12 protein-coding genes and 1 tRNA gene are annotated in these 13,769 nt (G+C 68.8%); 8 read left to right on the plus strand and 5 right to left on the minus strand.

Annotation, left to right across the window (positions count from 1 at the left end; translation table 11 throughout):
* Positions 1 to 38 precede the first annotated feature (38 nt).
* From FV560_RS06415 to FV560_RS06430, 4 genes are read right to left on the minus strand one after another with little or no spacing between them, the layout of a single operon-like run.
* A complete protein-coding gene (locus FV560_RS06415) occupies positions 39 to 443 on the minus strand; it encodes a Fur family transcriptional regulator (protein WP_159620652.1) in 405 nt (134 codons plus the stop codon).
* Positions 444 to 458: 15 nt separating this feature from the next.
* The gene (locus FV560_RS06420) at positions 459 to 1,367 is read right to left on the minus strand and encodes a metal ABC transporter permease (protein WP_159620654.1); all 909 of its coding nucleotides are present in this window, start codon (positions 1,365 to 1,367) and stop codon (positions 459 to 461) included.
* The gene (locus FV560_RS06425) at positions 1,364 to 2,161 is read right to left on the minus strand and encodes a metal ABC transporter ATP-binding protein (protein WP_235019961.1); all 798 of its coding nucleotides are present in this window, start codon (positions 2,159 to 2,161) and stop codon (positions 1,364 to 1,366) included. The genes FV560_RS06420 and FV560_RS06425 overlap by 4 nt, the downstream gene beginning before the upstream one ends.
* Positions 2,158 to 3,111, minus strand: a complete 954-nt coding sequence (locus tag FV560_RS06430; RefSeq protein WP_159620656.1) for a metal ABC transporter substrate-binding protein — start codon at positions 3,109 to 3,111, stop codon at positions 2,158 to 2,160. Before FV560_RS06430 ends, FV560_RS06425 begins: the two co-directional genes overlap by 4 nt.
* 179 nt (positions 3,112 to 3,290) lie before the next feature.
* On the opposite strand from FV560_RS06430, the gene FV560_RS06435 reads away from it, so the two are divergent.
* The 7 genes from FV560_RS06435 to FV560_RS06465 all read left to right on the plus strand — a co-directional run bounded on the left by FV560_RS06435 (position 3,291) and on the right by FV560_RS06465 (position 13,092).
* Complete coding sequence (locus FV560_RS06435) at positions 3,291 to 4,679, plus strand: glycine--tRNA ligase (RefSeq protein WP_159620658.1); 1,389 nt, start codon at positions 3,291 to 3,293, stop codon at positions 4,677 to 4,679.
* A 6-nt stretch (positions 4,680 to 4,685) separates the two neighbouring features.
* Positions 4,686 to 5,909 (plus strand): YibE/F family protein, encoded by a 1,224-nt coding sequence (locus FV560_RS06440; protein ID WP_159620660.1) that lies wholly within the window; start codon positions 4,686 to 4,688, stop codon positions 5,907 to 5,909.
* Positions 5,910 to 5,967: 58 nt separating this feature from the next.
* A complete protein-coding gene (dusB, locus tag FV560_RS06445; RefSeq protein ID WP_275401891.1) occupies positions 5,968 to 7,161 on the plus strand; it encodes a tRNA dihydrouridine synthase DusB in 1,194 nt (397 codons plus the stop codon).
* Between the two features lie 37 nt (positions 7,162 to 7,198).
* Positions 7,199 to 8,488, plus strand: coding sequence for a deoxyguanosinetriphosphate triphosphohydrolase (locus FV560_RS06450; protein ID WP_200837555.1), 1,290 nt, complete (start codon positions 7,199 to 7,201; stop codon positions 8,486 to 8,488).
* A 163-nt stretch (positions 8,489 to 8,651) separates the two neighbouring features.
* Positions 8,652 to 10,625 (plus strand): DNA primase, encoded by a 1,974-nt coding sequence (gene dnaG, locus FV560_RS06455; RefSeq protein WP_159620662.1) that lies wholly within the window; start codon positions 8,652 to 8,654, stop codon positions 10,623 to 10,625.
* Positions 10,626 to 10,729: 104 nt separating this feature from the next.
* On the plus strand, positions 10,730 to 11,785 hold the full coding sequence (locus FV560_RS06460) for a DUF4352 domain-containing protein (RefSeq protein ID WP_159620664.1): 1,056 nt from the start codon (positions 10,730 to 10,732) through the stop codon (positions 11,783 to 11,785).
* Between the two features lie 86 nt (positions 11,786 to 11,871).
* Positions 11,872 to 13,092 (plus strand): glycosyltransferase, encoded by a 1,221-nt coding sequence (locus FV560_RS06465; protein WP_235019962.1) that lies wholly within the window; start codon positions 11,872 to 11,874, stop codon positions 13,090 to 13,092.
* Here the strand turns inward: FV560_RS06465 and FV560_RS06470 are convergent.
* Positions 13,074 to 13,147 (minus strand) — tRNA-Ile (locus FV560_RS06470). The genes FV560_RS06465 and FV560_RS06470 overlap by 19 nt on opposite strands.
* Positions 13,148 to 13,192: 45 nt before the next feature.
* Between FV560_RS06470 and FV560_RS06475 the strand changes: the two genes are divergently transcribed.
* Entirely contained in the window at positions 13,193 to 13,690 is a 498-nt protein-coding gene (locus FV560_RS06475; protein WP_159620666.1) for a hypothetical protein, read from the plus strand.
* The last annotated feature ends 79 nt before the right edge of the window (positions 13,691 to 13,769 follow it).

The raw sequence follows: 13,769 nt of genomic DNA on the forward strand, positions 1-13,769 counted from the left end.
CGTTCCTCACCACCGGCCGATGGCGCACGCCACCGTGATCATGAATCCTCGCTCTGCTGCCTCGCCGTGCACTCGGCGCACAACCCGAACAGTTCGGCGGTGTGCTCGACCGCGGTGAACCCGTGCTGGGCACCGACGGTCGCGGCCCACTTCTCGACGCTGGCCGCGTCCAGCTCGACGGTCGCACCGCAGCGTCGGCACACCAGGTGGTGATGGTGACCGCGAGAGGCGCACTGCCGGTAGAGCGACTCGCCATCGGCGTTGCGCAGCACATCCAGGTCGCCGTTGTCCGCCATCACCTGAACGGTCCGGTACACGGTGGCCAGGCCGATGCCCTCGCCACGGTCCTTGAGCATCTCGTGCAGTTGCTGGGCGCTGCGGAAGTCATCGGTCCCGGCGAGCAGGTCGCTCACGGCCGCGCGCTGGCGTGTCATGCGCTGCATCGCAGGATCCTCCCGTCAGAGATGTACGTCATCGGCCACATCCGGGTGCGGATCGGCGGCACGCACCCGTCGCGGTCGCACGACCGCCCGTACTGTGGCCACCCCAGCGTAAACGGTCACGGCCAGAACCACGATCGTGGCCCCTGGGGCGAGAGGTTCGGTGAAGGTGATCAGCAGTCCGCCCACGCAGACGAGGGCGCCGATGACCATGGCCGCCGACATGGTGCGCCGGAAGGACGACGTCAGTTGCTGGGCGATCGCGACCGGCACGATCATCAGCGCACTGACCAGTAAGAGCCCCACCACACGCATCGAGACCGTCACGGTCAAGGCGGCGACGATCGCGATCAGGATGGTGAGCACACGCACCGGAAGGCCGGACGAACGAGCGAACTCCGGGTCGTGGCTGACGGCGAACAGCGCCGTCCGTAGTCCGATCCCGACGACGAGGATCAGGCCCGACATGATGGCCGTCGTCACCAGGTCGCCGGTCGAGACCGTCGAGAGAGAACCGAACAGGTAGGCCATCAGGTTGGCATTCGTCCCACCTGCCAGGCTGATGATCACCACGCCGCCGGCGATGCCCCCGTAGAACAGCAGGGCGAGTGCCACGTCTCCACTGGTGCGGCCTCGTGCGGAGACCGCCTCGATCAGTACCGCGCCGATGATGGCGGCGACGACGGCCCCCACCACTGCGTAGGCGTCGTTGGGTTCGGCGTGAGTCCAGCTACCGACGAGCCATCCCATCGCCACACCGGTCAGTGCCACGTGCCCGACACCGTCCCCGAGCAGGGACAGCCGGCGTTGCACGAGGTAGGTGCCAACGACCGGGGCCGTCGCCCCGACGATCAGGGCGGCGATGAGGGCGCGCTGCAGCAACGGGCTCGTGAGCGCATCGCCGATCTGAGCGAACCAGTCGATCATGGCAGGCTCCGTTGCAGCGTGGGTTCGGTGGGCGGCTCGCCGTGGTCGGCATGGACGTGCTCGTGCTCGGGTCCGGCGTGATCGGGCGCGGGCTCCGGTAGTGCTCCGTCGTGCACCACCCGACCGTGCCGGAGCACGACTGCGCGCTGGAGCAGGCTGCGTAGTTCGCCGATCTCGTGCAGCACCACCACCACCGTGGTGCCGTTCGCGTGCAGTTCGGTCAGCACCCGCGCGAAGGCCTGCTGGGTGGGGGTGTCGACACCGGCGACCGGTTCGTCCAGCACCAGGAGGTCAGGGGTGCGCACCAGGGCGCGGGCGATGCTCACGCGCTGCTGCTGGCCACCGGACAGTTCGTGCATCGCCCTGTCGGCCCGGTCTGCCATCCCGACGGCGTCCAGCGCCTCCAACGCGTGCCCGCGGGCTCCGCGGGGCAACCAGAGTCGACGGCGTTGCAACAGTCCCGTGAGCACGACCTCCACGGCCGTGGCCGGCAGTCCCGTCGGGGCGGGCCGGTGTTGCGGGACGTAGCCGATGCGGTGCCACGGCACTGCTCCGGAGTCTCGGACGGGGGCACCGAACAGCCGGACGTCACCGGCGGTCAGCGGCGCCATTCCGAGAAGCGCACGCATCGTCGTCGACTTGCCGGATCCGTTCGCGCCCAACAGTGCGAGGCTCTCCCCGGCGCTGACGTGCAGGTCGACGCCGCGCAGCACGCGACCGCGGCCGTAGTCGACCTCGAGACCTGTCGCGGCGATCACGGTGCCGCTGTCCGGCGCCGGCACGTCCCCAGTCACGCGCACCCCAGCGACTCGCGCAGTGTCTGCAGGTTCTGGCGCATCACGGTCAGGTAGTCCTCGGAGGGATCAGTGAGTCCCTCGAGGGGGTCGAGCAGGGCCACGTCGATGCCGAGTTCGCCGGCAAGCGCCTCGGCGACGTCCGGGTTCACGAGTGACTCGGTGAAGATCGTCCCGACGCCTTCGTGCTCGACGACGTCGCGGATCTCCTGCAGGCGCGCGGGGGAGGGCTCGGCCTCTGGGTCGATGCCGGCGAGCCCGACCTGGGTCAGCCCATAGCGGTCGGTCAGGTAGCCGAACGCCTCATGGCTGACGACGATGACGTCCTGCTCACACTCGGTCAGCCCTGTGGCGAACTCGGTATCGAGAGTGGTGAGCTGCGCTGTGAGCGCGTCCGCGTTGGTGCGGTAGGTGTCCTCGCCGTCCGGGTCAAGCTTGGTGAGCGCGTCGGCGGCCTCGTCAGCCACGTGCGCCAGGCGGGTCGGGTCGAGCCAGAAGTGCGGGTCGCCGTCGGCGTGATCGTGCTCGTCCTCCGCGTGCTCCTCACCGGAGTGCCCATCGTCGGCACCGTCCTCGGGCTCGGCGTGCTCGTGCTCGGCCTCCTCGGCGGTGTCGAGGACAACGGGTCCGCTGACCTCGGCGAGTGCATCGTCCAGCGCGGGCTGGAATCCGGAGAGGGTGAGCACGAGGTCGGCGTCCTCCAGATCCAGGACGTCGATCGGGCTCAGTTCGAGGTCGTGCGGTTCAGCGCCGGCCGGGGTGAGGTTCTGGACCGCCGCACGCTCACCCGCGACCTGTTCAGCGACGAACTGGAGAGGATAGAACGACGCGACGACACGCACGGAGTCTTCGCCCGGTTCGTCCCGGGCGGCATCGTCGCCCGTGGCTGAGCACGCGGTGAGCGCGAGCACGCCGATGGTGGCCACGACGGGGAGGGTGCGGCGTCTCATGCAAACGATTCTCACTCTGCCGGTGTGGGGTGTCAAAGCACCGTGGCGAGGCCCACAGTCTTCACCACCACCGCAGGGCGGGAGGTGTCGACGCCGGCGTGCCCGGGGCCGGTAGCCTGTGCGGGAGTCACGCCCAGCACCACCTGCGGCGTGAGGCCCGCCGACCCAGGAGTGAAACCGTGGCCAAAGAGCCCTCTCGTCTCGATGCCGTCGTCAACCTCGCCAAGCGCCGAGGTTTCGTCTTCCCCTCCGGGGAGATCTACGGCGGTACGCGGTCGGCGTGGGACTACGGGCCGCTGGGTGTGGAGCTGAAGGAGAACATCAAGCGGCAGTGGTGGCGGGCGATGGTCTCGAGCCGGGATGACATCGTCGGACTGGACTCCTCGGTCATCCTTCCGTCGAAGGTGTGGGAGGCATCGGGTCACATCCAGGCATTCGTGGACCCGCTGGTGGAGTGCCTGAGCTGCCACAAGCGCTACCGCGAGGACCACCTGCTCGAGGAGTTCGAGGAGAAGAAGGGCCGGGCCCCCCAGGGCGGGCTGGACGAGGTCGCCTGCGCCAACTGCGGAACCCGCGGCCAGTGGACCGAACCGAAGATGTTCAACGGCCTGCTCAAGACCTATCTCGGTGTCACCGAAGACGAGTCGGGGCTGCACTACCTGCGACCGGAGACGGCGCAGGGCATCTTCGTGAACTTCGACAACGTCCAGCGCACATCCCGGATGAAGGTGCCCTTCGGCATCGGCCAGATCGGCAAGTCCTTCCGGAACGAGATCACGCCCGGCAACTTCATCTTCCGCACCCGCGAATTCGAGCAGATGGAGATGGAGTTCTTCGTCGCGCCGGGAAGCGACGAAGAGTGGCACCAGTACTGGATCGACGCTCGCACCGACTGGTACACCGAGCTCGGGATCGATCGCGACAACCTGCGCCATTACGAGCACCCGTCCGAGAAGCTGTCGCACTACTCCAAGCGCACGGTCGACATCGAGTACCGCTTCGGGTTCACCGGCAGCGAGTGGGGTGAGCTCGAGGGCATCGCCAACCGCACCGACTTCGACCTGTCCACACACAGCAAGCACTCCGGCAAGGATCTGAGCTACCTCGATCCAGCGACGAACGAGCGGTACACGCCGTACGTGATCGAGCCGGCCGCCGGTCTGACGCGGTCGCTGATGGCCTTCCTCGTCGAGGCCTACGCCGAGGACGAGGCGCCGAATGCCAAGGGTGGGGTGGACAAGCGCACCGTGCTGCGCCTGGATCATCGCCTCGCTCCCGTCAAGGCTGCGGTGCTGCCGCTTTCGCGCAATGAGCAACTCACTCCGACGGCACGCAACCTCGCCGCGCAGTTGCGCAAGAACTGGAACATCGACTTCGACGACGCGGGTGCGATCGGGCGCCGCTACCGCCGCCACGACGAGATCGGTACCCCGCTGTGCATCACCGTCGACTTCGACACCGCGGAGGACCAGGCCGTCACCGTGCGTGAGCGCGACACGATGGCGCAGGAACGGGTGGCGTTGGACCAGGTCGAGTCCTACCTGGCGGCACGCCTCATCGGGGCCTGACCTTCCGTGGGCCACCACCACGGGCCGGTCGCGCTCGGCGGGCGGGAAGCCCGGCGAGCGCGGCGCATCCTGCTGGCGATCACGCTTCCGCTGCTGATCGGCACGCTGATCGGTCTCGCGCTACTGTGGCCCAGCGGTCAGACACCTGTCGGATCGCAGCCCAACCCGGTCGACGGTCCGAACTTCGCCGATGCCACCGTGGTGGAGGTGACCGGAGAGGTCGGCCAGGAGATCCGGGCGGAGCTGCACGACGGCAGTGGTGACGTGGTGCCGGTGCAGGTCGCACCTGAGATCTACGCCGCCGGCATCGACACCGGCGACCACATCCGGGTCTTCTTCACCGCGAGTGCGCTGGGTTCGGGCAGTCCCTACGTCTTCGTCGACTTCGTACGAGGGACGCCGCTCATTCTCCTCGCCGTCGTCTACGGACTGCTCGTGCTCGCCGTTGCGCGCGTACGAGGACTTATGGCGATCCTCGGTCTGTTGCTCTCCATGGCGGTCGTCGTCGTCTTCCTGGTGCCGGCGCTGATGAGCGGGGAATCGCCGTTGCTGGTCACTCTGGTCGGCGCCAGCGCCATGATGTTCGTGGCGGTCTACCTCGCGCACGGCGTCTCGATCCGCACCACGACTGCCCTCCTGGGCACCTTCGCTGGTCTGGCGATCACGACCGCGCTCGCCGGGTGGGCCACGGCGGCAGCCGAGCTCAGCGGCGTGGGTTCGGAGACGTCGATCATGCTGAACGCGATGCTGCCCGGGGTTGGCCTGCGTGATCTCCTGCTGTGCGGGATCGTGATCGCCGGTCTCGGTGCGCTCAACGACGTCACCATCACTCAGGCCTCTGCGGTGTGGGAACTCCATGCGGCTTCGCCCACGGACTCCCGGGTGCGGGTGTTCCGGCGTGCCATGCGTATCGGCCGGGACCACATCGCCTCGACGGTGTATACGCTCGCCTTCGCCTATGTCGGCACTGCGCTGCCGACGCTGCTGATCGTCATGCTCTACGACCGCCCGCTGGGCAGCACCCTGACGGCGGGGGAGATCGCCGAGGAGGTCGTGCGCACGCTGGTCTCCTCGATCGGACTGGTGCTCGCGATCCCGGCCACCACCGCCCTCGCCGCGGCCCTGGTCCGGACGGCGCCGAGCACCGCAACCGGCGCGGCCGGCGATGCTCCTCAGCCCGATCGGTCACCCGCACCTCGGCCGGGATCCGACCCGGTTCCCGGCGCCTGACCGGGCGAACGCCGCACCACTCAGCGTCCGCAGGCCGCTCACCTGAGAGAATGCTCAGGTGAGTGCTCTGCAGATCGGACCGATCGCCGTCGGGACCCCCGTGGTACTGGCCCCCATGGCGGGGGTGACCAACGCGCCCTTCCGCCAGCTGTGCCGCGAGGCGGGCGCCGCCGGCTTGCCGGACGTGCTCGCACCCGAGACGGCGGCCAGCCCGGCACCCGCGGGACTGTACGTCGCGGAGATGGTCACCTCCCGGGCGCTGGTGGAACGCACGCCGGAATCGATGCGGATCATCTCCCGCGATGCCGGCGAGCGAGTACACAGCGTCCAGTTGTACGGCGTGGATCCGGCCACAGTGCGCCTCGCCGTCCGGATGCTCGTGACCGAGGAACGTGCCGACCACATTGACCTCAACTTCGGGTGCCCGGTGCCGAAAGTCACCCGCAAGGGCGGGGGAGCGGTACTGCCGTGGAAGAGTGAGTTGTTCTCCGCGATCGTCACCGCCGCCTGCGAGGAAGCGGCCGGCACCGCGATCCCGGTCACGGTGAAGATGCGAATGGGGATCGACGCCGACCATCTGACCTACCTCGACGCCGGACTGCGCGCCCAGGACGCCGGTGCCGCCTCCGTGGCCCTGCACGCGCGAACCGCCGCGGACTACTACTCCGGGACTGCGCACTGGGAGGCGATCGCGCGTCTGAAGGAGACGGTCACCGACATCCCCGTCCTGGGTAACGGCGACATCTGGTCGGCTGAGGACGCGCTGACGATGGTGGAGCAGACCGGCTGCGACGGGGTGGTCGTCGGGCGTGGGTGCCAGGGGCGCCCCTGGCTTTTCACCGACCTGGTGGCTGCCTTCAGCGGTTCCGATCTGCGGGTCCGGCCGGGCCTGGCCGAGGTGGCCGGGGTGATCCGCCGCCATGCGGAGCTGATGGTGGAGCACTTCGGTGACGAGCTCAAGGCCCTGCGCGAGTTGCGCAAGCACATGTCCTGGTACCTGAAGGGCTACGTCGTCGGAGGTCAGGCGAGGGCAGCACTCGGTCTGGTGAGCACCCTGGTCGAGCTGGACGAGCGGCTCGCGGAACTCGATCTCGATCAACCGTATCCAGGGGAGGGAGCCGAGGGACCCCGCGGCCGGGCCGGCACCCCGAAGACGCCGCACGTACCGGAGGGATGGCTGACCAGCCGCGAGATGGACGAGGCATTGCGGAAGATGATCGCGCAGGCCGAGTCCTCGGTCTCGGGCGGCTGAGCGAACTGCTGGTGGTGAACTGACTAGGGTGGAGCCTGTGCGCCACGAGAACATTGCCGCGCCCGGCGAGTACGGGCCGGAGGACGTCGAACGGTGGTTTGCCGAACCGCCGAAGTCCGCGCACCGCACTCCCTTCGAACGGGACCGGGCACGGATCGTGCACTCGTCCGCATTGCGCCGTCTGGGGGCGAAGACCCAGGTGCTGGGACCCGGGACCGACGACTTCGCGCGGACGCGCCTGACCCACTCGCTCGAAGTCGCGCAGGTCGGCCGGGAACTGGGCAAGTCCCTGGGGTGTGACCCGGACGTCGTCGACACTGCATGCCTGGCGCACGATCTCGGTCACCCACCGTTCGGCCACAACGGTGAGACCGCGCTCGACCAGGTGGCCTCGGCCATCGGCGGGTTCGAGGGGAACGCCCAGACTCTGCGCCTGCTCACGCGACTCGAGCCCAAGACGTTCACCCCCGACGGCGCCGGGGTGGGTTTGAACCTGACGCGCGCCAGCCTCGACGCTGCCACCAAGTATCCGTGGCGGGCCGGTCAGGGGCCGGTACGCGCCGACGGCAGCACCACCCGCAAGTTCGGGGTCTATGAGGACGACCAGCCGGTCTTCGACTGGCTCCGTCAGGGTGCGCCGCCGCTGCGGCGCTGCATCGAGGCCCAGGTGATGGACCTCGCCGACGATGTCTCCTATTCCGTCCATGACGTCGAGGACGCCGTGTTCTCCGGCCGCGTGGATCTGAGCATCCTCACGCAGGAGGTCGAACGCGACCGGGTGCTCACTCAAGTGCGCGACTGGTACGACCCGCCTGTGAGTGATGCCGACCTCGACGCCGCCATCGATGCGCTCTCTGCGCTGGACTACTGGGTGACCCGTTATGACGGCACCCGACGCGGGCAGGCACGCCTGAAGGACATGACGAGTCAGCTCATCGGCCGCTTCTGTGACGCGGCCGGGCGCGCCACCCGGGCTCAGTTCGGCCACGGGCCGCTGGTGCGCTACGACGCCGATGTGGTGATCCCCGATGCGGTGCTCGCCGAGATCAGCATCCTCAAGGGCATCGCAGCGACCTACGTCATGGCCCCGCGGGAGGAGGACATGCTGTATCAGCGGCAGCGGCTGATCCTCACCGACCTGGTCGCCGTGCTCTACGACCGGGCCGAGATCGCGCTGGCGGAGATGTTCGCCGAGGACTTCGCCGATGCCGATGATGACGACATCCGGTTGCGCGTCGTGGTTGACCAGGTGGCCTCGCTCACCGATCTCTCGGCCCTCGAGTGGCACGCGCGCATGTGCGGACCGGACGTTGGCACTGCATTGTGATGCGTTCTGTGGCTGACGCAGCGATCGGTCGATCAACGAGCCCTGCGAGCACCCTGGTGAGTGGCCCGGTGGCCGGTACTGCGACGGGTGTTGCCGGTAGCTGGATCCCCAACCAGGTTGCTCACGTGCGTGCCGGCTTCCGAGGACGACCTACACTCACCTCATGGCTGGTCTGATCCGCCGCGAGGACATCGCGGCCGTGCGTGAGCGCGCGAAGATCGAGGAGATCGTCGGCCAGCACGTCACGCTCCGCAGCGCCGGTGTGGGTTCGATGAAGGGTCTGTGCCCGTTCCACGACGAGCGCACCCCGTCCTTCCACGTGCGCCCCCAGCTCGGCCTGTGGCATTGCTTCGGATGCGACGAGGGTGGCGACGTCATCTCGTTCGTGCAGAAGATCGATCACCTGCCCTTCACCGACGCTGTCGAGCACCTCGCCGCCCGGGTGGGTGTGCAGCTGCGCTACGAGGACGACGGCGGACCGAGACGCCCGCGAGAAGAACCGGGGCGCCGTCAACGGCTGATCGAAGCGCACCGGGTGGCGGCCGAGTTCTACGCGACCCAGCTCCTCTCCGAGGAGGCGAAGACCGGACGGGAGTTCCTCGCCGAGCGGGGCTTCGATCGGGCTGCGGCCGAACACTTCGGTGTCGGCTACGCGCCGCGCGGGTGGGACAATCTGGCCCGCCATCTGCGGGGCAAGCACTTCACCGAGGCCGAACTGACGGCGTCCGGCCTGCTCTCTCAGGGCAACCGCGGCAGCTACGACCGCTTCCGTGGCCGTCTGGTGTGGCCGATCCGGGACCTGGCCGGCGACGTCGTCGGGTTCGGTGCGCGCAAGCTCTACGAGGACGACCCGGGGCCGAAGTACCTCAACACCCCTGAGACCACGATCTACAAGAAGTCCCAGGTGCTCTACGGGATCGACCTGGCGAAACGGGAGATCGGCAAACGCAAGCAGGTGGTCGTCGTCGAGGGGTACACCGACGTGATGGCGATGCACTTGGCCGGGGTGCCGACCGCCGTCGCGACTTGCGGTACCTCCTTCGGTACCGAGCACATCAAGATCGTGCGGCGCATGCTGGGCGATACCGCGGGCTCCACGGCCGGCCTGATGCTCGCCTCCGGGGCGGCCCTGGGCGGTGAGGTCATCTTCACCTTCGACGGTGACGAGGCAGGGCAGAAGGCAGCGTTGCGGGCGTTCGACCAGGACCAGCAGTTCGCCACCCAGACATTCGTGGCCGTCGAACCCAGCGGTGTGGACCCATGTGAGCTTCGCCAGCATCGCGGCGATGAGGCGGTGCGGGGGCTCGTGAGTGCACGTGAGCCGCTGTTCGAGTTCGCGATCCGCTCGGTGCTGCGCCAGGTGGATCTGGACACGGTGGAAGGCCGATCGACCGGTCTGCGGGTCGGGGCTCCCGTCGTGGCACGGATCCGTGACCGTGTGCTGCGCGCAGGCTACGTGCGTGAACTCGCCGGGTGGCTGGGCCTGGACGAACCGACCGTCCGCTACGCCGTCCAGCAGGCATCTCGGGCTCCGGCCCAGGGTGGCGGGGGTCAGCAGCATCCGCCGGCTCACGATCGCGGCCGGCCCACGTCCGACGGCGCAGGTCACCCGCCCGTGGACCGTTCCGATCCCGTGGCCAGACTCGAGCGGCAGGTGCTGGAGGTGGTGATCCAGCTGCCGCAGCACGCACTGGAGGCGGGCTTCGACGATCTCGGGGCGGACACCTTCGTTGCCCCGGCGCATCGGGCGGTGCACGATGCCATCCGGGCGGTCGGCGGTGTTCGCCGGTTCGGTGAGCTCGCAGGAGGTTTGGCTGCCGACGGTGCAGGCACGCAGGGCAGCGAGCACGCGGCGGCACGCTGGGCCGAGGAGGTGCGGGAGGCGGCCGGTGGTCCGGTGAGCATGCTGGTGACCGAACTCGCTGTGGCCGCACTGCCGGAGGACCGCCCGGAGGCGTTGGGACAGTACGCGCGCGGCGTGCTCGTGGCGCTGTTGCGGATGGGGCTCACCCGGCAGATCGCGGATGCCAAAGGGCGGCTGCAGCGCATGGACCCGGCGGATGCTGCTTATGCCGAGGCCTTCAGCGAGTTGCTGGCGGTCGAGGAGCGTCGGCGTCGGTTGCAGGACGTCAGCTGACACTACTGGCTTGGTTCCGAGGGGCAGAACGTCGCCCGGGTGTGGGTAGGGGCTGCCCGGAGGGCGGTGTGCGACGCTTGCCGCACGGACGATAGCCTGGCTGCATGAGTGACCAGAACCCTCCCGGTCCCTACGGCCAGTACTCCGGCGGCTCGCAGCCTGGGCCCGATGGTGCTCCTCCCCAGCCTCCCGCTCAGCCCTATGGTCAGGGCGGGCCGAATCCGCCTGCAGGTGGTCCAGGACCGTGGCAACCGGGTCCAGGCCAGACCGGAGGCGGCTACGGTCAGCAACCCTCGCAGCCTGGCCAGCCGCCCCAACCGGGCCAACCACCTCAGCAGCCGCAGCCCGGCTACGGTCAGCCTGCTCAGCAGCCGCAGCCCGGCTACGGTCAGCCTGTGCAGCCCGGCTACGGCCAGCCGCACCCTCAGTCCGGCCAGCCACCGCAGCAGCCTGGATTCGGGGCGCCTCCGGGCCAGGGTCCCTATGGTCAGGCGGGCTATGGCGGGCCGGGAGGGCCGCCGCCCTCGGGGTCGTCGAACAAGACTGTGATCGCGATCGTGGCGGTGGTGGTCGGGATCGTCGTGATAGGTGGCCTGATCTTCGGCATCAGCCAGATCATGGGCGGGGACGATCCGGACCCGACTCCGACGGCGGAGCCGACGACTGCGGAACCCACGACCGCTGAGCCCACGGAGGAACCGACGCAGGAGCCGACAGAGGATCCCACGACGGATCCGGAGCCGACGTCCTCGGGCGACCTGCTCGCGCTCGGTGACGAGGCCACGGTGGGTGTCTGGACCGTGTCGGTGCACGACCCGGTGTGGGACGAGACTGAGGAGATCGTGGCCGACGGCAGCGATGATCCGCCGGCCGGCACGCAGTACGTCTACATCTACGCCACGGTGACGAACAACAGCGACGAGACCCTCGAGGTGTTCGACGAGTTGCAGATGGCGTACTTCGACATCGATCAGCAGCAGTACGACGGTTCCCAGGCGGTCGCCCCCGACGATGCCTTCTTCCTCGATCCCGTTGATCCGGGGGAGCAGGTCTCAGGGACGTACATCTTCGAGGTGCCGACCTCAGATGGGCAGGATGGTGTCTTCGCCATCGGTGTCCCGAATGACGCGAATGAAGTCGCCTACTACGCCCTGAACTGACAGATCCGGACCTGCGCGCCGCCCGGCGTGGTCCCATTCGGCGGGCGGCGCGGGGTAGATCACGCGTGATTCAGTACGCTGCCCGAGTGTTGCCTCGGATCGCGCTGCTCAGCCTGCACACCTCCCCGGGTGCGCGGCCGGGTGCCGGCGACGTCGGTGGGATGAATGTGGTGATCCGTGAGCTCGCCAAGGAGTTGGCCCGGCACGGTTGCGCCGTCGACGTCATCACTCGCCGGACCGATCCGCACGAACCGGAGGTGCGCGAACTCGATCCTGGTGTGCAGTTGCGGGTGGTCACCGCCGGCCCTCGTGAGGTCCGGCCCAAGCGCGAGCACGAGGCCTTCGTCCCGGCTTTCGCTGCCGCTCTGGCCGCGGGCCCGCGCTATGACGTGGTGCACGCACATCACTGGTACTCGGGCCTGGCGGCCGAGCCCGCGGTCGCACGATGGGGCGTGCCACTGGTGCAGTCCTTCCACAGCATCGCGGCCCCGGCGCATACCGACCTGACCGAGGGGGAGCGGCCGGAGTCGCCCGGGCGATTGGCCGCGGAGGCTCACCTGGCAGAGCGGGCTGACGCGCTGCTCGCGGTCAGCGCAGCGGAGCGACGCACGATCATCGAGCGACTCGGTGCGGCCGCCGACCGGGTGCACGTGGTGCCCCCTGGAGTCGATACCGAGCAGTTCCATCCGATGACCCCTCGCCCTGAGGTGGGGCGATCACGGGGCAGTGGCCCGGGCTACCTGCTGGTCGCGGCGCGACTCGAGCCGCTCAAGGGGGTCGAGCTGGCGATCAAGACCCTCGCCCTGCTCGATAGGGACACTCGACCCGATCTGGTCATCTGTGGTGGTGCGACGGCCGGCTACGACGACTACGTGGCCTCCTTGCACACGCTCGTTGCCGAACGCGGGCTGGAGGATCGGGTGCGGTTCCTGGAACCGCAGGACCGGTCCGAGCTCGCCGCACTTATGCGGGAGGCAACACTCGTGCTCAACCCGTCACACTCCGAGACGTACGGGCTGACGGCTCTGGAGGCGGCTGCAAGCGGGGTTCCCGTCGTGGTGGCTGCCTCCGGCGGGCTCGTGGAGGCTGTCCGTGACGACGAGACCGGACGGATCCTCGACTCCCGAGACCCGCGTGACTGGGCGGACGTCGTCGGCGGACTGCTTGCGGACCCGGCCGCCAGGGAACGTATGGGTGCGGCCGGCCGTGCTCACGCTGAAGAGCACACCTGGGGCCGGATGGCCGAGGGATCGCTCGCCGTGTACGAGTCCGTCCTCGGTCGCAGGGGTGCCCCAGGTGGGGCTTGAACCCACGACCGACGGATTATGAGTCCGCTGCTCTGACCGGCTGAGCTACTGGGGCGGCTCGGCAAGCCTAGTGGGTCCGGAAGGAGTTACCGTCGTAGGCATGAGCCGACGTCGCCAGCTGCCGGACCCCGTTCGCCGCCGGATCGGTACGGGCACCCGCGTCCTCGGGACCGGGGATCTGACCGGGGGTGGTGGCCTGGTCGTGACGACGGTGGGCTTGATCACATGGGAAGACGAGGAGATCCATCTGGACCGGCTGTGGTCGGACGTGGACGCGGCCGGGTGGGACAGCGAGACCGGGACGGTCACGGTCACCTGGGTGGACGGCGCTCCGGCCACCGACCTGGATGTCGGTGACGGATCACGGACACGTGAGTTGGTGTACTCGATCAAGGAGCGTGTGGACCACTCGCTGGTGTTGCTCGAGACCGTGTCGTTGCCCGGGGGAGGTCATCTGCGCGGAGCGATCCGGCGCAATGCCGACGGCAGCCTGTTCTCCCAGGTGACCATCTCCGGGGCACGCCGTCCGCCGGCGGATGTACAGGAACGCGCCGAGGCGCTCGAGTCCCGGGTACGTATCGCTGTAGGGCTCGACTGAGGCCGAGTGACCGGCAGCCGCCGCCTCTCGACCTCCACCTGAGCATCCGGCGCAGGTCACATCCAGCGCGGGCCGCGAC

Source organism: Ruania rhizosphaerae, from assembly GCF_009805705.1.
GTDB classification, from domain to species: Bacteria; Actinomycetota; Actinomycetes; order Actinomycetales; family Beutenbergiaceae; genus Ruania; species Ruania rhizosphaerae.